The 22,672-nt window shown below is 38.8% G+C and carries 24 protein-coding genes; all 24 read right to left on the bottom strand.

What is annotated here, in order from left to right; all coding sequences use genetic code 11:
* Positions 1-1,182: a chorismate synthase gene (aroC, locus tag AO843_RS03870; RefSeq protein ID WP_054609839.1), complete on the bottom strand. Its 1,182-nt coding sequence runs from the start codon at positions 1,180-1,182 to the stop codon at positions 1-3.
* A gap of 313 nt (positions 1,183-1,495) precedes the next feature.
* A complete protein-coding gene (locus tag AO843_RS03865; protein ID WP_054609838.1) occupies positions 1,496-2,266 on the bottom strand; it encodes a CheR family methyltransferase in 771 nt (256 codons plus the stop codon).
* Between the two features lie 84 nt (positions 2,267-2,350).
* Entirely contained in the window at positions 2,351-2,581 is a 231-nt protein-coding gene (locus tag AO843_RS03860) for a hypothetical protein (protein ID WP_054609837.1), read from the bottom strand.
* A 124-nt stretch (positions 2,582-2,705) separates the two neighbouring features.
* Complete coding sequence (locus AO843_RS03855; RefSeq protein ID WP_054609836.1) at positions 2,706-4,331, bottom strand: long-chain fatty acid--CoA ligase; 1,626 nt, start codon at positions 4,329-4,331, stop codon at positions 2,706-2,708.
* A gap of 69 nt (positions 4,332-4,400) precedes the next feature.
* Positions 4,401-5,168, bottom strand: coding sequence for a 3-hydroxyacyl-CoA dehydrogenase (locus AO843_RS03850; protein WP_054609835.1), 768 nt, complete (start codon positions 5,166-5,168; stop codon positions 4,401-4,403).
* Between the two features lie 14 nt (positions 5,169-5,182).
* Positions 5,183-6,331, bottom strand: a complete 1,149-nt coding sequence (locus AO843_RS03845; RefSeq protein ID WP_054609834.1) for a thiolase family protein — start codon at positions 6,329-6,331, stop codon at positions 5,183-5,185.
* A gap of 290 nt (positions 6,332-6,621) precedes the next feature.
* Entirely contained in the window at positions 6,622-7,038 is a 417-nt protein-coding gene (gene ndk / locus AO843_RS03840; RefSeq protein WP_054609833.1) for a nucleoside-diphosphate kinase, read from the bottom strand.
* Positions 7,039-7,124: 86 nt separating this feature from the next.
* The gene (hepT, locus tag AO843_RS03835) at positions 7,125-8,099 is read right to left on the bottom strand and encodes a heptaprenyl diphosphate synthase component II (RefSeq protein ID WP_054609832.1); all 975 of its coding nucleotides are present in this window, start codon (positions 8,097-8,099) and stop codon (positions 7,125-7,127) included.
* A gap of 19 nt (positions 8,100-8,118) precedes the next feature.
* Positions 8,119-8,823, bottom strand: coding sequence for a demethylmenaquinone methyltransferase (locus tag AO843_RS03830; RefSeq protein WP_054609831.1), 705 nt, complete (start codon positions 8,821-8,823; stop codon positions 8,119-8,121).
* Between the two features lie 15 nt (positions 8,824-8,838).
* Positions 8,839-9,606 carry a heptaprenyl diphosphate synthase component 1 gene (locus tag AO843_RS03825; protein ID WP_054609830.1) on the bottom strand — a complete coding sequence of 256 codons (768 nt, stop codon included), beginning with the start codon at positions 9,604-9,606 and terminating at the stop codon, positions 8,839-8,841.
* Positions 9,607-9,859: 253 nt separating this feature from the next.
* On the bottom strand, positions 9,860-10,078 hold the full coding sequence (mtrB, locus tag AO843_RS03820; protein ID WP_004232621.1) for a trp RNA-binding attenuation protein MtrB: 219 nt from the start codon (positions 10,076-10,078) through the stop codon (positions 9,860-9,862).
* Positions 10,079-10,140: 62 nt separating this feature from the next.
* Positions 10,141-10,710, bottom strand: coding sequence for a GTP cyclohydrolase I FolE (gene folE, locus AO843_RS03815; protein WP_012293615.1), 570 nt, complete (start codon positions 10,708-10,710; stop codon positions 10,141-10,143).
* Between the two features lie 220 nt (positions 10,711-10,930).
* Positions 10,931-11,203, bottom strand: coding sequence for an HU family DNA-binding protein (locus AO843_RS03810; protein WP_004232618.1), 273 nt, complete (start codon positions 11,201-11,203; stop codon positions 10,931-10,933).
* A gap of 199 nt (positions 11,204-11,402) precedes the next feature.
* Positions 11,403-12,881, bottom strand: a complete 1,479-nt coding sequence (gene spoIVA / locus AO843_RS03805; protein ID WP_054609829.1) for a stage IV sporulation protein A — start codon at positions 12,879-12,881, stop codon at positions 11,403-11,405.
* A 92-nt stretch (positions 12,882-12,973) separates the two neighbouring features.
* Positions 12,974-13,756 carry a hypothetical protein gene (locus tag AO843_RS03800; protein WP_054609828.1) on the bottom strand — a complete coding sequence of 261 codons (783 nt, stop codon included), beginning with the start codon at positions 13,754-13,756 and terminating at the stop codon, positions 12,974-12,976.
* A gap of 22 nt (positions 13,757-13,778) precedes the next feature.
* Entirely contained in the window at positions 13,779-13,991 is a 213-nt protein-coding gene (locus tag AO843_RS03795) for a DUF2768 domain-containing protein (RefSeq protein ID WP_008180416.1), read from the bottom strand.
* A 223-nt stretch (positions 13,992-14,214) separates the two neighbouring features.
* Positions 14,215-15,231: an NAD(P)H-dependent glycerol-3-phosphate dehydrogenase gene (locus AO843_RS03790; RefSeq protein WP_054609827.1), complete on the bottom strand. Its 1,017-nt coding sequence runs from the start codon at positions 15,229-15,231 to the stop codon at positions 14,215-14,217.
* Positions 15,232-15,339: 108 nt separating this feature from the next.
* Positions 15,340-16,650: a ribosome biogenesis GTPase Der gene (der, locus tag AO843_RS03785; RefSeq protein WP_054609826.1), complete on the bottom strand. Its 1,311-nt coding sequence runs from the start codon at positions 16,648-16,650 to the stop codon at positions 15,340-15,342.
* Between the two features lie 269 nt (positions 16,651-16,919).
* Positions 16,920-18,056 (bottom strand): 30S ribosomal protein S1, encoded by a 1,137-nt coding sequence (gene rpsA / locus AO843_RS03780; protein ID WP_054609825.1) that lies wholly within the window; start codon positions 18,054-18,056, stop codon positions 16,920-16,922.
* A gap of 102 nt (positions 18,057-18,158) precedes the next feature.
* Positions 18,159-18,833 carry a (d)CMP kinase gene (cmk, locus tag AO843_RS03775; RefSeq protein WP_054609824.1) on the bottom strand — a complete coding sequence of 225 codons (675 nt, stop codon included), beginning with the start codon at positions 18,831-18,833 and terminating at the stop codon, positions 18,159-18,161.
* A 97-nt stretch (positions 18,834-18,930) separates the two neighbouring features.
* Complete coding sequence (locus tag AO843_RS03770) at positions 18,931-19,590, bottom strand: flagellar brake protein (RefSeq protein WP_054609823.1); 660 nt, start codon at positions 19,588-19,590, stop codon at positions 18,931-18,933.
* Between the two features lie 86 nt (positions 19,591-19,676).
* Positions 19,677-20,960, bottom strand: coding sequence for a PepSY1/2 domain-containing protein (locus AO843_RS03765; protein WP_054609822.1), 1,284 nt, complete (start codon positions 20,958-20,960; stop codon positions 19,677-19,679).
* 15 nt (positions 20,961-20,975) lie between these two features.
* Positions 20,976-21,818 carry a spore cortex-lytic enzyme gene (gene sleB, locus AO843_RS03760; RefSeq protein ID WP_054609821.1) on the bottom strand — a complete coding sequence of 281 codons (843 nt, stop codon included), beginning with the start codon at positions 21,816-21,818 and terminating at the stop codon, positions 20,976-20,978.
* 96 nt (positions 21,819-21,914) lie between these two features.
* A complete protein-coding gene (gene prsW, locus AO843_RS03755; protein ID WP_054609820.1) occupies positions 21,915-22,589 on the bottom strand; it encodes a glutamic-type intramembrane protease PrsW in 675 nt (224 codons plus the stop codon).
* Positions 22,590-22,672 lie beyond the last annotated feature (83 nt).

Here is a 22,672-nt window from a genome sequence, read left to right as displayed (position 1 = left end):
TCAGAACCCCTTTGTATATTGACGATGCTCGTCAATTTGAGCTTTTAATTGTGGTAATTGATCACTATGGAATTGCTCCAAAATAACATTCGCTATTTCCCAGGCAATAACGTGTTCAGCCACAACTGATGCAGCTGGTACCGCACAGCTATCAGAACGCTCTACGCTTGCTTTAAATGGCTCTTTTGTTTCAATATCTACACTTTGTAATGGTTTATATAAAGTAGGAATTGGCTTCATGACACCACGTACAACAATTGGCATCCCAGTAGACATGCCACCCTCTAAGCCTCCGAGACGATTTGTAGCACGTGTATAACCTTCTTCTTCTGACCAAACAATTTCATCGTGCACTTCTGAGCCTTTACGACGTGCCATTTCGAATCCAAGCCCAAATTCTACACCTTTAAATGCATTGATGGATAGCATAGCAGCCGCTAATTTCGCATCAAGCTTTCGATCATAATGGACATAGGAGCCTATACCTGCTGGCATACCTTCCACAATGACTTCAACAACACCACCGATAGAATCACCAGCTTTTTTTGCTTCATCAATTGCTTCTACCATTTTGGCAGAAGCCTCCGGGTCTACACAGTAGCAAGGATCGGCTTCCACAATGGCACGAATTTCATCCGCTGTTTTCCCTTCTATTAAGGAAGTATCAGCCTTTATCCCCACAATCTCTGTCACATGCGCGACAATAGAAATGCCTAATTCATTTAATAAGGCCTTTGCCACAGAGCCGACTGCTACACGTACAGTTGTTTCACGAGCTGAAGAACGCTCTAACACATTTCGTAAATCACGGTGTCCGTATTTCATGCCCCCAACTAAATCCGCATGTCCTGGACGAGGTCGTGAAATTTGACGTTTGATATCCTCAGGATTCACATCCTCCGCTAATGGCTCAGCACCCATAATTTTAGTCCAATGCTTCCAGTCATCGTTGGTTACAACAAGTGCGACAGGTGATCCAAGTGTTTGTCCATGACGAACGCCAGAGACAATCTCTACAGTATCTGTTTCGATTTGCATGCGTCGCCCTCGTCCATGACCTCCCTGGCGTCGTTTTAAATCGTGATTAATTTTTTCTGCTGTAATAAGTAAGAGTGACGGTAAACCTTCAATAATTGTTGTTAATTGGGGTCCGTGTGACTCACCTGCTGTTAAGTAACGCATAAACGCTTTCTCCCTTCAACTCGCTAAAGTATGTATTTTTCACTATAACATATATTCTTTAAAAAAACAGTTCTTTTACAAATGTCTTTTAAGTTCATACTATTTACATAATTTCTATGTGAATATTCTGAACGACGTTCATAAAAAGCTTGCTACACTACTAAAGTGAAGCGCTAAACTTTATAAAAAATACGCCTTTGCTTAGGATAAGCGAAAAGCGTACGAATTATCTATGTCTCTAATGCCTTGCTTACTATATGTACATGACTGTGAAATCGGTCATTTGTACAAAGCTTTTCATTCATATTATTAACTATTTTTTTCGATAGAAGAATGTATCTTCTACCTCAAATTCGTATCGTGCCGGATTAAAAATTTGCTCCGTCGATCCAACAAATAAAACGCCTTCCTTGCGAAGGGCTTTACTAAAATCGTTATAAATTTGATCTTTGGCTTCCTCTGTGAAATAGATCATCACATTGCGGCAAACGATTAAATCATAATTGCTGTCATAGGTATCATTGAGCAAATTTTGTTTTTTAAAGGTCACACAACGCTTTATCTCATCCTTCACGCGGTAGAAGGAGCCCTCTTGTTCAAAATACTTAGCTTTAATATCACTTGGCACCTCTGCTAGGGAGCGCTCTGGATAGACACCTAATTTCGCTTTCTGAATGACATTCTCATCTAAATCAGTAGCTATAATTTGAATTTGCGATAAAGGCACCAATTGAGATAAGACCATTGCTAATGAATATGGCTCTTCCCCTGTTGAACAAGCAGCACTCCAAATTTTTAACCGCTTATTTGTTTGTAATAGTTTAGGAAATATTTTCTTTTGCAATACATCCCAACGCTTTCCATTACGATAAAATTCAGAAACATTAATCGTCATACGATCTAAAAACTCATTCATTAAATCACGATCTTGTTCAAGTGCTCTTAGAAAGTCAACAAAATTACGATACCCTTTTTTTTCATAAAGAGAGGTTAATCGTCTTTTCATTTGCGCTTCTTTATATAACGCTAAATCTATTCCTGTTTTGCGCTTGATACCTTCTATAAACTGTTCATAATCAGACATATGGTCATCTTCCCCTCTAGCGTCGTATTTCCATTATAGCGGAAAAGAGACAATCCTGAAATAGTCTTTCTCATGTATACCCATCTACTTGCTTGAGTTTTGTTTTTCCTCTAATAGTAGCACTTTCGACTGTTCTAATTCAAGGCGCATTTTTTCTGTTTCAATTGTATAGGTTTCTAATCGAAGCTTCTCTAATTCCACTTCTTTTTCGATAGCCTTTAATTTAATTTTTTGTTGTCTCGTACGAGAATCTGTAAAAATCCCAGCTAATGAAATAATAACCCCACCAATAATTGCTACCATGGCAATTGACAATACGTCCACATCCTTTCGTTACTAAAAGTATACGGCAAAATAGAAAAAATAGTTTCACTTTTCAGGAATTTATTTCAATTAAAAAATGAAGGTAGTTTTTACCACCTTCATTCTATCTAATTTACTAAACTTGTACACGATAATCTTTTAAATCTTCTCGTAATTTTGCCTTCAAAAATTTACCTACGGATGTTTTAGGTACCTCTTGAATGAAAACAATATCATCTGGAATCCACGTTTTATGGAATTGTGCCTGTAGATTTTCGAATAGCTCCTCTTTAGAAATAGATTCCTTATATTCTGGCTTCGGCACTACACACGCTAAAGGACGTTCCAGCCATTTTTCATGTGGGATGGCAATAACAGCTGCCTCAAAGACTTTTGGATGGGACATCAAAGCATTTTCTAACTCCACAGACGAAATCCATTCGCCACCACTCTTAATTAAATCCTTTGTACGATCAGTAATTTTAATATAGCCATCAGGTGTCATCACCGCAATATCTCCTGTATAGAGCCAGCCATCTTTAAAGGCTTCATCAGTACGCTCATCTTGATAGTACTCATTTGCAATCCATGGGCCTCGAATGGTTAGTTCCCCCATCGTTTTACCATCCCAAGGGACCTCACCATTTTCATTCACAACACGGGTTTCAATAAGCGGCATGGTCATCCCTTGGGTAATTCGAACATGCATTTTTTCATTAGCCGTGTAGTCCTGCATTTGAGTTGAATACGTAGATAAGCTTACCAGTGGCGACGTCTCTGTCATACCATACCCTGTCATATAAGGTATCTTTAGTTCCTCCTCAAAGCCCCTTACAAGACCAATCGGTGAGGCAGATCCTCCACAAACAATCAATCGCATAGACGATAGGTCACGAGGTTTTTGACGTTGCTCCTGTAAAACACCAAGCCAAATAGTAGGTACACCTGCCGTCAAGGTTACTTTGTACACCTCAAACAGCTCGAGCAAAAGCTGTGGAGTAAACATAGGACCAGGTAATACCTGAGTGGCACCAAAGGCTACACTAGCAAAAGGTAACCCCCATGCATTGGCATGAAACATTGGTACAACAGGCAGCACCACATCTGACTCACAAATAGCTATACTATCAGCAAGCCCAGCCGTTAAACTGTGAAGGACAATACTACGATGTGTATAAACTACCCCCTTCGGCATACCAGTCGTTGCACTCGTATAGCACATTCCTGCAGGTGTATTCTCATCTAAATCATCCGGGAATGTGAAATGCTCATTGGCATCTGCAAGCAATGCTTCATAAGACAACGCATTTGGAATGGGGATAGATTCTACTGCCACAGAATCACCCATAATGATCACATGTTTAACCGTTTTAAGCTGTGAGACAAATGGGGCGATAAGCGGCACTAAATTGTCATCAATTAATAATATTTCATCCTCGGCATGATTAATGACATAAATAATGTGCTCAGGAGCTAATCGAATATTAATCATATGCAGAACCGCCCCTGCACATGGTACAGCAAAATAAGCTTCCAAATGACGATGATGGTTCCAAGCAAATGTCCCAACCTTCGTGCCTTGCTGCATACCTAACTTTGTAAGAGCATCTGCTAATCGGCGAGTCCGTTTGACATATTGTTGGTACGTAAATTCATGAATGGTTGTAGGGCTTGTACGCGAATATATTTTCTTTGAATGAAAAAATCGTTCTGCGCGATTCAAAAAACTTGTTAATAATAAAGGTGTATCCATCATATGCATTTTACCGCTTCCCTTCGTTGACAAATTTTCGAAACGACCGAGGGCTAACAGCTGCTACCAATAAATTAATTACTTGGGCTGCATTCGAATGGCTCCATCCAAACGAATGACCTCACCATTTAATAAGCCATTTTGGATAATACTTTCTACTAGCAGCGCATATTCTGATGGTTTCCCAAGTCGTTTAGGAAATGGCGTCATTTGCGCAAGAGCCGTCCTTGCGGGTTCAGGTAATGAGGCAAACATAGGTGTTTCTATTAGTCCAGGTGCAATAGTCATTACACGCACACCCATTTCGGCAAGCTCTCGTGCAATTGGTAGTGTCATGGCTGCTACACCACCCTTTGACGCACTATACGCAGCCTGTCCAATTTGCCCATCAAATGCCGCTACTGACGCTGTATTAATAATGACGCCTCGCTGTCCATCTTCGTTTGGCTCATTATACTGCATGTTCTCAGCTACTAGACGGATAACATTGAACGTACCGATTAAATTGACTGTTATCACCTTTTCAAATAACGCAAGTGCATGGACACCGCGTTTTGAAATAACTTTGCTCGCATCCGCAATTCCTGCACAGTTCACCGCTACATTTATTTTGCCAAATGCTTCATTGGCTTGCCCAATGCCCGTTGCCACATCCTCTTCCTTTGTAACATCTACCCGTACATAGAGAACATTTTGTCCTAATTCCTCTACTAGAGCTTGTCCACGTTCATCATTCACATCAAAAATAATAGCTTTGCCACCTTGTTCAACGATTTGACGGACAGTCGCCTCGCCTAAACCTGACGCACCACCCGTTACTATTGCTACCACTTCATGCTTCTTCATTGAAAGTACCCCCTTTACATTTTTTCAATAATCGTGGCATTGGCCATTCCCATTCCCTCACAAATAGCAAGTAAACCATACCGGTAATTCTCTCGCTTCATGCGATAGAGCATCGTCGTTAACAATTTTGTTCCAGTAGCACCTAGTGGATGACCGAGCGCAATCGCTCCTCCATCTGGATTGAGCTTCTTAGGGTCCCCACCAAGTTCCTGCAACCATACAAGCGGCACTGGTGCGAAGGCTTCATTTACCTCATACGTATCTATATCCTCTATCTTGAGGCCAGCTCGTTCTAATGCTTTTCTAGTCGCTTCGATTGGCCCTGTTAACATCAATGTCGGGTCGGAGCCTACGACAACTCTTGTGACAATTTTAGCGAGTGGCTGAATACCAAGTTCCCGTGCTTTATCCAAAGCCATGACAACTACTGCTGATGCCCCATCACTCATCTGACTCGCGTTACCAGCCGTAATTACGCCATCCTCTTGAAAAACAGTTTTTAAACCATTTAAAATGTCAACGGTAGTTTCAACGCGCGGTCCCTCATCCACAGCAAATGTTGTTACAGTGCCATCCTCTCGCATCACTTGAATAGGTAGGATTTCATCTTTGAAATGCTCCGCCTCAATGGCTGCTAATGCGCGTTGATGACTGTGGTAGGCATAACCATTTAGCTGCTCTTTTGATAAGGACCATTTTGCTGCTATTTTCTCTGCTGATAACCCTTGATGAATAATATTATAATTTTCCTGTAAGCGTTTCCCTATATGAGCATTTTTCATATTAGTACCCATTGGCACCCTAGACATACTTTCTACACCACCAGCAATTACAATATCCATATCCCCTGCTAATATGGCTTGTGCTGCGAAATGTACCGCTTGCTGACTTGAACCACATTGGCGATCAATGGTCACTCCTGGCACACTATCAGGAAATCCCGCCATTAATAAAGCTGTCCGAGCAATATTTGCTCCTTGCTCTGCGGTTTGTGTCACACAGCCTAAAATGACATCATCCACTTGTTCCTTATTAATGCCTGCTCGTTGTACGGCCTCTTGCAACAAGTCAGCTGCCATATCATCTGCCCGAACATGACTTAAAGCTCCCTTACTTCGCCCCACGGCAGTTCGTACAGCCGCAACAATCACCACTTCTCTCATCTCCATTGCCCCTTTTCCTTATCATCCTTCATAGTTTATTGACAAGACTATTAATATATTCCTAACTTAATTATCAGAATATTATAGCATTTATTGTACATGAGTAAGAAGTTTTTAACAATTCTATATGTATCTAGAAATAGATCTTCATAAAATCTATCGTGATTTAGCTAGTGCATACTACTACTTATATATTTCACCAGTTTAACAATACTATCCAACTGATCTTTTAAAACCAATAAAAAAAAGCAATCTCAATTTAAATTGAGATTGCCTATTGTATTCACGAATTAAGCTAAATCTTCACCGAAGAATAAAGCGATTTCGCGCTCTGCAGAAGCAAGAGAGTCAGAACCGTGGATGATGTTGTGAGAAACAGTTGTTGCATAGTCACCACGGATTGTACCTGGGTTAGATTCTTCAGGTTTTGTTGCACCCATCATTGTACGAGCAAGCTTGATTACGTTCTCGCCTTCCCATACCATAGCGAATACTGGACCAGAAGTGATGAAATCAACTAGTTCTCCAAAGAATGGACGCTCAGCATGTTCAGCATAGTGCTTTTCAGCTAATTCTTTTGGAATTACCATTAATTTAGCACCTTTCATTACAAAACCGCGACGTTCGAAACGATCAACGATGTCTCCAACTACTTGACGCTCAACGCCATCTGGCTTAACCATTAAAAAAGTTTGTTCAATTGCCATGTTTAAAACACTCCTTAAATTCGTCTAACAGGTTTTACACCTACCGATAAATATTAACAAAAAATGAGGCTTTGTACAACAAAAAGCTAGAATTTGCGCTTACCCATGAATAGTGCCACATCACGCAGCTTTTTCTTCACGGGATGTTTTGGTAAAGCATCTATTTCCTGTAAAGCCTTTTTCAAATATTTATCACTCATACGATTAGCTTGCTCAATTGCATGAGATTTACGCACATAGTGCAACATATTTTGACGTTCCACTTCTGTTAATGTCCCTGCAAATACTTTTACTAAGTATGGTTGCATCTCTGGATCATCTTTTAATAATAGAATCGGTAAGGTAATATTGCCCTGCAATAAATCACTACCTGCTGGCTTTCCTAGCTCCTTATCTGTTGCCATAATATCTAAAACATCGTCGATAATTTGGAAGCTCATGCCCACAAAGTAGCCGAAGCGTTTTAAATGACGTACAGTTTTAGCATCAACGCCTGCCGCAACAGCGCCTAACTCACAACTAGAAGAAATGAGTAATGCTGTTTTACGCTTGATTCTTCTAAAATAATCTTTCAACCCTTGATCGAGTCTAAATTTATCTTCAATTTGAATAACTTCACCGTTACAAATCTCTACCATGGTACGAGCTAAAATTTGATGAACTAGTGGGTCTTCTAATTTTGTAATATATTCGAGAGCACGTGCAAAAATAAAATCGCCCGTGTACATTGCTACTCGGTTATTCCATTGCGATTTGACAGTTGGACGTCCTCTTCGCATATTGGAATCATCAATAACATCATCATGGACAAGTGATGCCATATGAATGAGTTCTAAAGGTACTGCAACATCCTTCATCTTCTCAATGTCATATTCACCAAATTTCGCACCTAGTAATACAAAAATTGGCCGTATACGTTTGCCACCAGCTTGTAATAAATGGAGAGAAGCATCGTTGATCAAATATGAAGATGAGTCCACCGCATTTTCTAACTCTCGTTCAATGATATCGATATCTGATTTCAAATCGGAATAGAGTAGTTTTAACTTCATCTTTTCCACGTGTGAAAACCTTCCCCCATTAACGTACCTTTTTTAAGCCCATATGCATTGCCGCAGCCCCGCCACTGTATGCTTTGTACGTTACTTTTTCTAATCCTGCCTGCTCAAACAATGCCGCTAACTTTTTCATACCTGGGAAATCATTCGCAGATTCTTGAAGCCAAGAATACTCCTTGTAACTTTTCGCAAATATTTTACCAAATATCGGCATTATATATTTAAAATAAAAACGGAACAATTGACGGTAACCAGGAATTTCAGATTGAGATGTTTCCAAACATACAACTATTCCACCTGGTTTTACAACACGCTGCATTTCCTTTAAGACTTGTAAATAATCAGGTACATTGCGAAGACCAAATCCAATTGTCACATAATCAAACGTATCATCTGGAAAAGGTAATTCCATAGCATTTCCATGAATAAGCTCGATTTGTGGATAAGGTTGTACCTTTTTTTCACCAACTTTAAGCATGTTTTGACTAAAGTCGAGTCCTTTTACTTCTCCGCTTTCTCCAACTGCCTCAGCCAATGCGATCGTCCAATCTGCTGTACCACAGCAAACATCCAGTGCCTTTGCACCAGGTTTGACAGCCATGTGCTTCATGGTATCATTACGCCAACCAACATGCATCTGGAAACTAATAACACCGTTCATTTTGTCATAGTTATCCGAGATACTCTCAAATACTTCGTGAACGTGCTCTGCTTTCGTTTTAGCCATTTTGAAAAACCTCTCTTATCCATTAGTAGAAGCAATTGAAGCTTCTACGTGTGCATGTAAAGCTCGTTTCACATCATTTTGTAAAAATGATGCACTCTCCAACATCTTTGACAGCTCCGTTTTTAAATGCACAATTTTTTCCTTGATGACGCTATTGAAGTTTGCGCCATTACGTCGAACACTTTCTTCAAGTGCCTTACCTATTAAAGTCATTTGTCCACGTTGATAAGCCGCCATTTCTCTTTCTAAACTTAAGATCAATAAACTTTTTTCCATCAACGGTATATATTCACTAAAAGAATAAAGCTCGAAAAATTGAGCAATTAATCCTGATTCAATATTGCACATCGAAGCATACCATTGCTCGATTGTTCTTTGTTCGGTCTCATATACCTTAATCTGATGTTCACATCGCGCCACAATTCCTTGTGACAAACTTCGTATCAATGCGACATTTCCAGACAACGCTAGTATTTCATAATAACGACCACTATAAAAATCCCCAGCTAAAACCGTAAGCTGTTGTTCTTTAGAAGTTGCATCTAATTCTTTTATGTGATCGTGTGCCGCCAATGCTGCATACACAATGCCAACAGTAATGGCAGCTTCTTGTTGCTCTTGTTGCCACTCTTCACCATTCAAAAACGGGATTAACAAATAAAACAATTGATTTTCATCTAGCACAGGCACTCCTGTGTATTTTTGCAAAGTTCTATGACGAACATCCATGAAAATCTCTGTTTTTAACTGTGCAATTGAATTTTGAATGTATGTTGCATTCATAGACCTTACTCCATTTCACTTTCAAATACGTTAATCCTATCAACGGCCTAACGTTTGCTTACTGAGTCATTATAGCATACGCAACGATGCGGGATAAAAAAATTTTGCTTTCTTCAAGAGGATAGGCAGTAAAGCTTTCCCATGAAATGGGAATGCTACTGCCCATATAATTAGTTTTTCACATCTTACGTTTTTATATGTGCCTAAATGGCTCAGGATAAAATCTATTTTGAAACCATATCTAGTCTAATCATTATTTTTTTGCTTCACTATTAATCACACCATGTGCTGTATGAATCTGTGCTTTCCCTCGAATCTTCATCGCAGATGTGTGTTCTGTAAATTGAGCAATCATGACTTCGCCGGCATCTAATTTTTCAGAATGATGAAACTTTGTATCTGTTCCACGCGTTAAACCAATGACATGTACACCATCTTCTTCAGCTTGAATAACAATATAATCTTGTGACATTCTTGCACACTCCTTAAATCCGACAAATTCTTAGTTCATCATAACATAATTAGACAAGCAATTTAAGACATTTGAATAAATGATAGAACTTCTCTACGTTTCACTTCATCTTCCTCATAAACACCTCTTGCTACAGATGTCACTGTCTTGGAACCTGGCTTTTTCAGTCCTCGCATTGTCATACACATATGCTCAGCTTCAATCACCACATAAACCCCTTTAGGAGCAAGCATTTCCATAATTGTATCAGCTACTGAAGATGTAATACGTTCTTGCAATTGTGGTCGACGTGCAATTGTTTCTACTGCACGACCTAATTTGCTTAGCCCTGCAACAATGCCATCATTCGGTATGTAAGCGACATGTGCCTTTCCATAAAACGGAACTAGGTGGTGCTCACACATCGAATAAAAAGGGATATCTTTGACAAGGACCAGTTCTTCATGATCCTCATGAAACACTGTTCTAAAATAGTCTTTGGCATCTTCATGTAAGCCACTAAACATTTCAGCATACATTTTTGCAACACGTTTTGGTGTATCTAATAAACCTTCTCGATTTACATCTTCACCTACCGCCTCTAAAATCATTTTAACTGCTTCTTCTATTTTCAATAAATCAATATTTGACATTCAAAAAACCTCCTGCGTATCAGAACATTACACATTTCCCTATGCATCGTAGCACATCCAAAAGGTAAGCGCAAAATGACTTACTTGTTTCACAAGAAATTTGCCGAAAGATAGATAATCTAGCTTTTATTATGAGTATGTATTTTCAACTTGAAGTTAAAAAGAGCAGCCTTCATGTTCGTTTACATGAAGACCGCTCTATGTAACTACTAGACGAGTATTATTTTACCGCGTCTTTAAGCGCTTTACCTGGTTTGAAAGCAGGCACCTTGCTAGCAGCGATTTCGATTTCTTTACCAGTTTGTGGGTTACGACCTTTACGAGCCGCACGTTCACGTACTTCAAAGTTACCAAAACCAATTAATTGTACTTTGTCACCCTTTGCAAGAGCATCTTGAATTGTATCAAATACAGCTTCAACTGCTTTAGAAGCGTCTTTTTTAGAAAGACCTGCAGCTTCAGCAACAGAGTTTACTAATTCTGTTTTATTCACACCATTCACCTCCTCTCAAAGGGTCATGAACCAATTCTGTAAAAAGAGTAACACATAGAAAACCGCTACGCAACTGTATTCATTCATGATTATAACCAAAAAACCAGTTTTTCACCCAAAAATTATAAATAAAAGGACTTTTCGCATAAAAACGAAAAGCCCTTCACATATTTTTCACACTTTTTTTTGATTTTTATCACTATAAAATAAAAGTTACTAATCCTCGATCACCCTCGTTTACCATACGTTCGATGGTTTGACGCATACGTTTTTTGGCAGTAGATGGAACAGCATCCATTTTATATCGAATTCCTTCTTTTAATACTTCATGTAATGGCGTTCCAAAAAGTTGTGTATTCCAGAGAGCATCTCGATCATGTAAATATGCATGATTCAAATCTTTTAAAAGTTGCTGACTATGGAATTCAGAGCCGATTAACGGGGCAAATTCTGAATCCATATCTACACGAATAATATGATAAGATGGTGCTTTTGCTTTCATTCGTACGCCAAAGAAATTATTCTGCTTAATTAATTCTGGAGCTGTTGGCTCAAATTCCTGCATCATTGGTAATGTAACACCATAGCCTGTCGTGTCCGCATCATGAATGGCACTTTTAAAGCGTTTTTGAGCTTCTTTTGCCTCCGCCGCTTCTTTGATAAAGAGCAGCCAATCCTTTTTCGTTTCAATCGGTTCTTCTAACCATTCATTACAAACGGATTTGTATAATTCCCCCTGTAAGGATACACGAATGACAGCCGTTCCTATTCCTGCATCTACATGAACTACTTCACTTTGGTCAATAAAATCAATTGCTTTAAAAGCATCAGAAGCCTGTTGCACATCTCTAATTTTCATGACAGAAGAAAGTACTTCTTCCATCGAATCAATCAATGCAACATTCAATGGATGTGAGGCATCTAGCACGTCTAACCAATCTGGCTTTTCCACCTCAATTGTGCGGATTGGGAATTCAAATAGCGCCTCTTGTAAAATATACTGAATATCAGATTCTCTCATTTGATCAATAGAAATCGCAATAACAGGAACATTATAACGTTCAAACAACTCGTTGCGCAGTTGAACGGTTTCTTCTCTAGCTGGCATTTGGCAATTTAGTAATATCACAAATGGCTTGCCGATTTCTTTTAATTGTTCAACAATTTCTTCTTCTGCTTTCTCAGCAGCTCGACGACTAATACCGTTAACAGTTCCATCAGTCGTCACCACAATACCGATATTCGCATGATCGCGAATGACTTTGTCAGTACCTATTTTCGCTGCTTCCTGGAATGGAATAGGCTCTGTATGCCAAGGAGTATGCACAAATTTCGGACCATTTTCATCCTCATATCCTTTTGTCCCATCAATAATGTAACCTACACAATCAGCTAAACGAATTTGAAATGGCATTTCATCGTCACCGACCACAATACGTGTTGCTTGGGCAGGTACAAACTTCGGCTCAGCAGTCATAATGACTGGCCCCGGAGAACTTTGTGGCAGCTCATCCTGTGCTCGCATTCTTTCTGTTTCATCCAAAATGTTTGGTAACACGACTGCTTCCATTACCTTTTTTACAAATGTTGATTTACCTACACGTACTGGACCGACAACACCAATATAAACATCGCCATTTGTGCGCTCTGCAATTTCTCTAAATACTGCTTCACTCAAGGTTTCTGCCTCCTTTATCTACGCTTTTTCACTATATGCGAGCTGGTAGGCAAATATGAAAAAGCCCCTCACAAATGTAAGGAGCTTGTTTGTTATTCTTCTTTTTTCTCGGCAGCTTCTGCCTCTTGTTTTTGTCGTTCCTGAGCCTTTTTGACGTCTGCATTATAAGTGTCCATATCATAAATTGGCTCACCCTTCTCATCCACTGTATACGGAACAGAATAGGCCGGCACAACAGGATATTTATCGACAAGTAATTGACGAATATCATCGCCTGGTTTGATGTCAGGGTTGTCCTCTTTTAAAAGTTGTCCTAAATCAACCGCATAATCTACATGCAATTCACCGTCTCCTGTCATAAAGAGCGGTAATTCGACACCAGAATAGGGACTTTTCACAGTAACATCTGTTTTATAGCCCAAATCCTTATAATTAATTTGATACACATTATCAGATGTTGAGCCTGTTATTGGCAAGTATTGTGTAGATAGTTTCCGAATACCTATTTCACGAATGCGCTCCGCAGCATTTAAATCTACTAGTTTCACGGTCGCATCATTTTCAGGATCCCAAATAATATACTGATATATACCGCCTTTTTCATAGGCATTTCCAGGGATCGTCGTCAAATACTTTGGCATTAACTTTTCAAAATCAATTAAATATTTGATATATATATCTGTATCTAATTCACTATTTTTAATGGGTACTAGCCCACCAGTTGCTTCACGGTATTCATTAACAGCACGCTGAACAGCTGCTAGTTGGTCGACATCAGGCGTGACCTTTGCCCTTTTCTCGTCTTCTGGGTACGCACATCCGACTAACAGTATGGCGGTTGCAAATACCAACAAAAAAGCACTTATTTTTTTCATGTTAGTGACACCTCGTTATTTATTATGCTGGCCATGTGGCAACTATAAGTACCATTAAAAATGTGCCAAGTCCAAACAGTATGTATGCACATAAATTTACGATTGTTCGTAAAAATACATTTGAAATCTTGTTACGAGCTAAATAAATTAAGCCGACTGATATAATCATAAAGCCTATACAATAAAACGATACCCACATTACATCTAAAGCAGGCATATGAGCTAACGGGCCCATTTCAAATAACCACCTTTCTTTCAATGTCAAAAAACAATCAAAGTATATTATACTATGTGCCTTTGTTAAAAAGAAATAGGTGTCCCATAACTATCAAGAAATGGACAACCTTTTAAGGTGCTTCAACAATTCAACTAGTAGCACACAATAAGGCGTCTCAGTAGATTCACTGAGACACCTTATTTATGTCCGTTTCATGACAAATTTAATCATAAAAATAATATTAATGCTTCATATCATCTATTTCACGTTTTTTCATGCGCAACATAAGCGCATCAACAGCCACTTTCGGTTCTACATCGTTAAAGAGCACACTGTAAAGCTCTGTGGAAATTGGCATTGCCACACCATACTTTTCAGCTAATTGATAGGCTGCCTTTGTGGTACGTACACCCTCTACAACCATTCCCATTTGATCAAGGACTTCTTGTAACATCATGCCCTGCCCTAACATATTACCTGCCCGCCAGTTTCTCGAGTGGACGCTTGTACACGTTACAATCAAATCACCCATGCCCGTAAGGCCTGAGAACGTAAATGGATTACCACCCATTTTCACACCTAAACGTGTAATCTCTGCAAGCCCTCTCGTTATTAGTGCCGCTTTCGCGTTATCACCATAATTCAAGCCATCTGTAATGCCTGCAGCTAAAGCGATAACATTTTTCAGTGCGCCACCAATTTCTACACCAATCACATCATCGTTTGTGTAGACACGGAAAAATTGATTCATAAATAGATCCTGTACTTTTTCAGCAGCATCTATGTTAGCACATGTAGCTGTAACCGTTGTTGGGTGGTGCAGGACTACTTCCTCTGCATGACTCGGTCCTGAAAGTACAACAATTTCTTCCACATTTTCAGCAGGTAAGCTCTCTGCTAATATTTCAGAAATTCGCTTTAAAGAATCTGGCTCAATTCCTTTTGAAACATGAACAAATAAAATTTTTTTTGTTAATTCAGCCTTCAATTTTTCGCAAACTTCTCGAATTGCTTTTGTTGGCACAGCCACAATGATTGTTTCTGCATGTGTTGCTGCCTTTGTAATATCACTCGTCGCATGTAAATTTGATGGCAATACCGTTTCAGGTAAATATTTTTTATTTGTATGCATGTCGTTGATTTCATCTGCCTGTTCAGCTCTATGTGTCCAAACAAGCGTATCATGGCCATTTTCCGCCAGAACCATTGCCAGCGCAGACCCCCATGAGCCTGCCCCTAACACACAAACTTTTTCCATAAAAAAATCCTCCCTTATTGGGTTGTCTACAATAATTTCTTTTCTTGTAAAAAGACGCCACCCAACAATTTTGTCGGGTTGGCGTATTGTATGTCTATGGTAATAACTTTAAGCACGCGCACGAGTAATCAAACGAATCGGCGTTCCTTCAAAGTCAAATGTTTCACGAATACGATTTTCTAAGAAACGTTCATAGGAGAAGTGCATAAGCTCAGGTTCATTGACAAACACAACAAATGTTGGTGGTTTAATAGCAACCTGTGTAGCATAGTAAATGCGTAAACGTCGACCTTTATCGGTTGGCGCAGGATTACGTGCTACAGAATCCTCAATGACTTCGTTTAAAATAGATGACTGAATACGCATCGCATGATTCTCACTTACACGTTGGATAATCGGTAAAATTTGATGAACACGCTGTTTCGTATTAGCCGAAACGAAAATAATTGGTGCATAGTCTAAAAATAGGAAATGCTCACGAATTTGTTGCGTAAAAACATTCATCGTTTTTTCGTCTTTTTCAATAGCATCCCATTTATTGACAACAATCACCACAGCTTTTCCAGCTTCATGTGCATACCCAGCAATTTTCTTATCTTGCTCCTGAATACCTTCTTCTGCATTCATTACCACTAAAACAACGTCTGAACGTTCAATTGCGCGTAGAGCACGCAAAACAGAGTATTTCTCTGTTGTTTCATAGATTTTCCCTTTTTTACGCATGCCCGCTGTATCAATAATGACATACTCTTGATCTTCATAGGCATATGGTGTATCAATTGCATCACGCGTTGTCCCCGCAATATTACTAACAATCACTCGTTCTTGGCCTAAGAAAGCATTCACTAAAGATGATTTCCCAACATTCGGACGACCAATTAATGAGAACTTAATGACATCATCGCCGTATTGCTCTTCATCTTCTTTCGGGAAATGTTTCGCACATTCGTCTAATAAATCCCCTAAACCTAAACCGTGAGAACCAGAAATTGGCCAAGGCTCACCGAAGCCCAGTGCATAAAAATCATAAATCATTTCACGCATATCGGGATTATCGATCTTATTAACTGCTAATACGACTGGTTTTTTTGTTTTGTATAAAATTTTAGCTACTTGCTCATCGGCTGCCGTTACCCCTTCACGACCATTTGTCATAAAAATAATAACGTCTGCTTCATCAATGGCGATTTCAGCTTGTTGACGAATTTGCTCTAAAAACGGCTCGTCCCCAATTTCAATCCCACCTGTATCAATAATATTAAAATCATGTGTTAACCACTCTGCCGAACTATAAATACGATCACGTGTTACGCCTGGGATATCCTCCACTATGGAAACACGCTCACCAACGATACGGTTAAAAATCGTCGACTTACCTACGTTCGGACGACCTACGATGGCTACTACTGGTTTCGTCATCTGTACTTCATCCTTCCAACTTCTTGTCTTTCGCTATTATACACGGAAAATGCCATTATATCATATCATATCCATAATGTAGAACGCTATGTATGGTTAAGGGTTCTATTTAGCATTTTTGAGCGGTATCCATTATTTCGAGGGTTTTATCCGTCACATCATGATTTCTATGCTTTAATTTGAGCGTTTTATCCGTCACTTTATGAGTTCTATCCACCACTCTAACAAAAAAAAAACGAGGATACACCCAGGCATCCTCGCTCTCTCTATTATTTAAAGTTTTTTAATTTATCGCCAATTACATCTCCGAATGAGAAACCTGTGTTTTCTTCAGGTAATTCGTAGTCGATCACTTCTTCTGCTTCTGGATTTTCTAGTAATTCTTTAATGCTTAGCGCTAAACGGCCATCTTCAGCATTGACATCAAGGACCTTTACTTGTACTTCTTGTCCTTCTTTTAATGCCTCATGTGGCGTGTTAATGTGTTTGTGAGCGATTTGCGAAATATGCACTAACCCTTCAACACCTGGGAAAACTTCCACAAATGCGCCGAATGATGTAAGACGCTTCACTTTACCATCTAAAATAGTTCCCTTAGCCGCACGTTCTTCAATATTTGACCAAGGTCCCGGGATCGTTTCCTTGATAGATAATGAAATGCGTTCATTTTCTGGATCTACAGATAGAACTTTTACTTTTACATCTTGTCCCTCTGTTAAAACCTCACTCACATCGCTCACGTGCTCATGAGACACTTGTGAAATGTGGACAAGCCCATCGATACCACCAAGGTCAATGAATGCCCCAAATGACGCTAAACGCTGTACTTTACCATCTAACACATTGCCAGCCTTAATTTGATTAATGACGTTTTTCTTTTGTGAAGCTTTTTCTGATTCAACCACAGCGCGATGAGATAAAATAAGGCGATTCTTTTCTTTATCAAGCTCAACAATTTTGAAGCTTAATGATTTGCCTTTATACCCTTCAAAATCATCGACAAAGTAGTCTTCTACAAGTGATGCTGGTACAAAGCCACGTACACCTAAATCTACGACAAGACCACCTTTAACAATATCCTTCACTTCCGCTTCGAAAATTTCTCCAGCGACAAACTGTTGCTCAAGTGTATCCCATGCTTTTAAAGCATCCACTTTACGTTTTGACAGGACATAGTTTCCTTCTTCAACTTTTGTAATCATCAACTCTAACTCATCCCCAACAGCGATGACATCAGAGGCTTTCTCAATGTGTAAGCTTGATAATTCGCTGATTGGGACAATACCATCAAACGGTGCACCTGGAATTGACACGGAAACTGCTTTTTCATCAACTTGCTCTGCAATACCTTTGACGATATCACCCTCGTTAAACGTTTGTTCTGCATAGTTCATTTCTTCAGACATATGTAACCCTCCTTCGCATCTTCCCTTACTATTTTATTCGATATTGAAGACAAAGACAAAAATAAATCCTTTAAATTCTAAAAATGTCTGAAATTTTAGGATTTATAACATTTTTTCTTCTGCTAATTTTAAAATAGCTTGTGCTGCATCATCAATAGACAATGCTGTTGTATCTAAAAATACGGCGTCTTCTGCTTGGATAAGTGGTGATGCTTCACGCTCACTGTCTTTTTTATCACGTAATGCAATTTCTTCTTGAAGTTTTTCAAGCGAAGAGTCAATTCCTCTTTTTTGATTATCTATGAATCGTCTTCTTGCACGTTCCTCTACCGTTGCAGACATAAAAATCTTTAGCTCTGCATTTTTTAATACATGTGTAGCAATATCCCGGCCATCCATGACCACGCCACCATTTGCCGCAAGATTTTGTTGTTGAGCCACTAATAACTCACGAACTCTTGCATGGGCTGCTACTTGAGAAACAGATGAAGTCACTTCATTTGAACGAATTTCTTCTGTTACATTTTGCGCGTCCAAAAAGACAAGCTGTCCCTGTGAAGATGGCTTTAATTCAATGGTACTAGCTGCTAGCATTTCAGCTAATTTCGCTTCATCATCTAAATGTATGTTTTGTTGCATCGCTTTATACGTAACTGCTCGATACATTGCACCTGTATCGATGTAAGTAAAACCAAGTGCCTCAGCTACAATTTTTGCAATCGTACTTTTACCAGCACCAGCAGGCCCGTCTATAGCAATTTGAATGTTTTTCTTCATATTCTTCCCTACTTTCTATCACCTCATATTGTACCATATAAACCATAAAAAGCCCTCTGCTAGGAGAGGGCTTTTTAATCATTACTATACAGAATTGTTAAACATTAAAGGGATTTAATTCTTTACGACGATTGCCTAGTTGACGCTCAAAGCAAAAACGAACGATATGCTGTTGGTCTACATCATCTGTATCCGCTAGCTGGATTGTTGCAATTCGTTTATCCTCTTTTTCAAAAATGCGCACAACAGTTGCTTCTGTAATAACGTATTTCACATCACCATTGGCAAATGGTAAGGCAACTGTTAATTTCACCTCATCCCCATCATTGAAAGCCACTTCTCCTTTCAAAATGAGGGCCAAACCTCCTGCACTAATGTCCACGGATACTAGTTGATATTTGTGATCCTTGAATTGAACGGCCACATCAACTGGTGTTTCAACACGGACATATTCTCGTCGTTGAATTTTGATAAATTCCTCAGGCTTTGGACAGTGCAACATAATCATCGGTATATGGCCAGCATTACGACCTACTACCTCAGTATTAAATGCAAATGATTGTTTGTCCTCAGTACGAAAGGTTGCTCTAAATTCAGAGCCGTCTATCAAAAATGCTGTTTTCTTCGTTGCCATATTAATCGGATAATCAATGTAAAGAATATTATCTTGTTGCTCTACAACCTTACAACGGAATCTCTCCACACGCTCTGTATAAGTAGGTTCAAGTTGTAATTGCGTACCAATTTTTATTTCCATGAGCATCTCCCCGTACGAAAAATATGGCTTAATTATCTCATGAGATGTTTATTTTGGCTATAAAAATTGGTAGTATTTTCTTATTATTAAGTTAAATATTCCACTTTTAAAACATTGTGATTTTCTGCATCAATGACAACTCTAAATGTTTCCTGTATTTTACCATCACGTAATGCAATTACCTCATAGCAAAGACGTTGTTCAAATTGCCCATTATCTGTATAAATATTTTTCACTTCTTGTACTTGAATATCATCCTGGAAGAACGTTTTCCAATCAATTGGTTTCGCTGTTTGAGGCTTAATCGTTTCTTCTTGAATGTATTCCATCGCATTCGCACCCAACAACTCACCTGTATCTTTAGCTAATTTAAGTTGCACACCGTCAGCATAAATTAATGCGTTATCTCCTGGATGTACACGGGCAAAAGTTACATGCCAAGCTTGATGATTTTCACGCGATTCCACATAGGCTACATCTTCCATACCTAATTTCTTGGCATATTCTTTGGCTTTTTTGAGGATTTCCTCTTGTGACTGTTTAGCTTCATCGACAGGACGTTCTACTAAATAGGACAATAAATGCCCTCCCTTTACCGTCAAATCCACATACCCTAAACGAATTCCTTGATGGAATTGAATGTGATAGAAAGGATAAGGTGCAGTATCACTACTTTTTGTTACAGTAAACGTCGCCCCTTTGATAACAGGGAATAAATATTTCACTTTTTCCAACGCTTCTTTTTCCGTAATTTCAGCATCCTGTAAAGCTTTTAATTCAATTTTTTTCTGCCAATCTGACTCAGATAATGTCAATGGGAAATCTTTTTCTCCATAACCTTTTAACGTGTCCTTCACTTTATCAAAGTTAGTGTTTGGATTTTTATTATCAACTTGTTGCAGCCAAACATCCATTTTTCCATTATGTTTATAAAAATCGACGGTTGCAGCACTCCATTCATCAGAAAGGGATTGCAAATTGGTTGAGACCTGTGGCATTTTCTCACGCCAAGCATTATAATCACCTGTTTTTGCTGTTCTTTTCGCTTCATCGCCAAGTCGTCCTAAATAATTCATCCATTCATTTGATAGTTCTTGCCCTATCGGAATATTAGCAATCGAAGAACGAACTTCTGAGCTTAAACGCCAAACTGAATCTAACTCACTGTGAATTGCCTGCTCATCTTGAAACAATAGGGATTGCGATACTGATCGCTGAAGATGAGATAATTTTTCCGATGCATCTGTTAACTTATCTGTATACTGCGCTAGTACGGTACGTTGTAAATCTTCTTTATCACCATGTAAATCTATACTATATGCTCCTAAACCGATAACAGCTATTGTTAAGACCACGAGCCAAGTTTTCATCTAGGTTCCTCCTTTCTATGAACAGAAAATATGCTCTCCAATTTGTTTAATTTGTGGACGTGACCAAATCCATTTACTTGTTGCTGTTTTCGGATTGAAATAATATAACGCATTTTCAGATGGATCCCAGCCGTTCATTGCATCAATAACCGCTTCTTTTGCTCTGTCATTTGGCTCTAACCAAATTTGTCCATCTGCTACTGCCGTAAACGCCAAAGGTTGGAATATAATACCGGAAATAGTGTTTGGGAAATCAGGGCTTTCTAAACGATTTAAAATAACTGCCGCTACCGCTACTTGTCCCTCATAAGGCTCTCCCCTAGCTTCTCCATATACAGCATTTGCTATTAATTGTAAATCGCGTTCTGTATATTTAGGAGGAACTTGTGTCTGTGTTCCATTGTTATTACTAGTACCACTACTACTTCCTCCGCCACTACCACTACCACTACCAGAACCACCAGTAGCAGTACCTTTATTCACTTGCTGATCGAGTGGTATGCTACCATAATAGGTAAATTGGTTACCTGCATTTAATTGCGCTTTCACCCATTTTTCATCGTAATCCGAATAGCCAGCTATCGTTTTTTTGGTCTTCGTTCCTGCAACCCCATCTACTGGTAAACCATATTTCTCTTGGAAATTACGTAATGCCCAGTATGTGTTATAGCCAAATTTGCCATCAATTTTACTCTTATAAAAACCTAAGTATTGTAACCTCGCTTGCAATTCAATAACATCATCTCCATAGGCACCACGAGTAATTTGCTGGTCACTAAACGCAATCACTTCATTCTGAGGAATCGCAATTATACTAATTCCTAATATCAAAGCAAAAAGTATGCTTACTAAACGCACTTTTATCACTCCTTTTTTTTATAGCTTGAAACAAAAGGTGCAATTTATACATGTAAAAAAAGAATAAAGCGTAGAAATCTTGACGATTTCTACGCTTTATATTTTTTTATGCATATGCAAATGTTGCACCAGATGATAATGCGCTAGTTTCACTTTTCGTAAGCCAAACCACCATAAAAACAGCATAAAAGGAATCATTAAATAAATCCAGTGACCTTTAAATGATAATATTGTATTGTATAGAATGTGAAGTACTACTGGTGCACAAAGCGCCATAGCAATCATTTCTTTCGTCTTTACAAGCTTTGAAAACTTAGCACGTCCATAATAGTAACCCATTACTACACCAAATAATGCATGACTCGATACAGGTAACAAGGCGCGCATAAATGCCGTGTCCAAGCCAAAGGACAATAGATAAAGTACATTCTCAATCGTAGCAAAACCAAGTGATATACTGGCCCCATACAATATACCATCATATGGATCATCAAATTCAACATGATTGTAGATGGCAATTAATAGCACAAACCATTTAAAAAACTCTTCAATGACACTAGAGAAAAGAACGTCTTGAAGGTAAAAATATCGAAAAACCCCTTCCTCTGTTAATACGTATTGTAAAAACAGAATCGGGAACGTTAAAAATGCACCGTATAAAAATGTTTGTAGTAAAGTTCTTCTTGGCTCCGTAGCCATTTGATTGCGCAAATAGAAATAACTAAAAAGCGCTAGACCGGGAGCAATGGCAGCAGATAATAAAATGATCATGATGCCGGCTCCTTTCAACAATAGACTGCTATTATTATACCATGTAATGACAAAAAAACTTTTTAAAAGGAGATTTTATTTTT

It is taken from the genome of Lysinibacillus sp. ZYM-1 (assembly GCF_001308875.1).
Classification (GTDB): domain Bacteria; phylum Bacillota; class Bacilli; order Bacillales_A; family Planococcaceae; genus Lysinibacillus.
Note: the sequence above shows the minus strand (reverse complement) of the source record. Positions and strands in the feature narration are given on the sequence as shown.

Coding starts and splice junctions, on each gene's coding strand:
- aroC (WP_054609839.1), bottom strand. CDS start 1,182: ATGCGTTACTTAACAGCAGGTGAGTCACACGGACCCCAATTAACAACA.
- AO843_RS03865 (WP_054609838.1), bottom strand. CDS start 2,266: ATGTCTGATTATGAACAGTTTATAGAAGGTATCAAGCGCAAAACAGGA.
- AO843_RS03855 (WP_054609836.1), bottom strand. CDS start 4,331: ATGCATATGATGGATACACCTTTATTATTAACAAGTTTTTTGAATCGC.
- AO843_RS03850 (WP_054609835.1), bottom strand. CDS start 5,168: ATGAAGAAGCATGAAGTGGTAGCAATAGTAACGGGTGGTGCGTCAGGT.
- AO843_RS03845 (WP_054609834.1), bottom strand. CDS start 6,331: ATGAGAGAAGTGGTGATTGTTGCGGCTGTACGAACTGCCGTGGGGCGA.
- ndk (WP_054609833.1), bottom strand. CDS start 7,038: ATGGCAATTGAACAAACTTTTTTAATGGTTAAGCCAGATGGCGTTGAG.
- AO843_RS03830 (WP_054609831.1), bottom strand. CDS start 8,823: ATGGCTAAAACGAAAGCAGAGCACGTTCACGAAGTATTTGAGAGTATC.
- AO843_RS03825 (WP_054609830.1), bottom strand. CDS start 9,606: ATGAATGCAACATACATTCAAAATTCAATTGCACAGTTAAAAACAGAG.
- mtrB (WP_004232621.1), bottom strand. CDS start 10,078: ATGTCACAAGATTATATTGTTATTCAAGCTGAAGAAGATGGTGTACAT.
- folE (WP_012293615.1), bottom strand. CDS start 10,710: ATGTCAAATATTGATTTATTGAAAATAGAAGAAGCAGTTAAAATGATT.
- AO843_RS03800 (WP_054609828.1), bottom strand. CDS start 13,756: ATGAAAAAAATAAGTGCTTTTTTGTTGGTATTTGCAACCGCCATACTG.
- AO843_RS03795 (WP_008180416.1), bottom strand. CDS start 13,991: ATGGGCCCGTTAGCTCATATGCCTGCTTTAGATGTAATGTGGGTATCG.
- AO843_RS03790 (WP_054609827.1), bottom strand. CDS start 15,231: ATGGAAAAAGTTTGTGTGTTAGGGGCAGGCTCATGGGGGTCTGCGCTG.
- der (WP_054609826.1), bottom strand. CDS start 16,650: ATGACGAAACCAGTAGTAGCCATCGTAGGTCGTCCGAACGTAGGTAAG.
- rpsA (WP_054609825.1), bottom strand. CDS start 18,056: ATGTCTGAAGAAATGAACTATGCAGAACAAACGTTTAACGAGGGTGAT.
- cmk (WP_054609824.1), bottom strand. CDS start 18,833: ATGAAGAAAAACATTCAAATTGCTATAGACGGGCCTGCTGGTGCTGGT.
- AO843_RS03770 (WP_054609823.1), bottom strand. CDS start 19,590: ATGGAAATAAAAATTGGTACGCAATTACAACTTGAACCTACTTATACA.
- AO843_RS03765 (WP_054609822.1), bottom strand. CDS start 20,960: ATGAAAACTTGGCTCGTGGTCTTAACAATAGCTGTTATCGGTTTAGGA.
- prsW (WP_054609820.1), bottom strand. CDS start 22,589: ATGATCATTTTATTATCTGCTGCCATTGCTCCCGGTCTAGCGCTTTTT.